The 370-nt window shown below is 71.9% G+C and carries 1 protein-coding gene; it reads right to left on the bottom strand.

What is annotated here, in order from left to right:
- A partial coding sequence (locus UK12_RS33625) for a hypothetical protein (RefSeq protein ID WP_231591493.1) occupies positions 1–357 on the bottom strand: 357 nt, incomplete at its 3' end.
- Positions 358–370 lie beyond the last annotated feature (13 nt).

Genomic DNA, 370 nt, shown 5'->3' on the forward strand with positions numbered 1-370 from the left:
GTCCAGGCTGACGGCCAGCCAGCCGGCCACCTTGGCTAGTTCGGGCTCCTCCTCGGCCGCCTCCCGGAACCCGCCGAGCACGGCGGCCGCCGCCTCCACGGCGTCGAGCCCCTTCACCCGGACGTCGCCGACCACGGCCCGCCCCCCGTGCCGGGCGTTGACCACCTCGCAGAGCTGACCGCCGAGCCGCGGCACGGTCTCCGCCAGTTCCAGATCCCGCACCTGATCGCCGCACCGCACCAGCAGCGGCGCCACCTGTCCAGAGTTAACGATCTCCGCGATGCGGTGAGCACCGACGCCGATTAGTACGAGGCTGACGAACTCCTCCTCTACCACGGGGTGGCCGTCCTCGTGCATCGCCTGGTCCAGG

This window comes from Saccharothrix sp. ST-888 (assembly GCF_000955975.1).
Lineage (GTDB): Bacteria > Actinomycetota > Actinomycetes > Streptomycetales > Streptomycetaceae > Kitasatospora.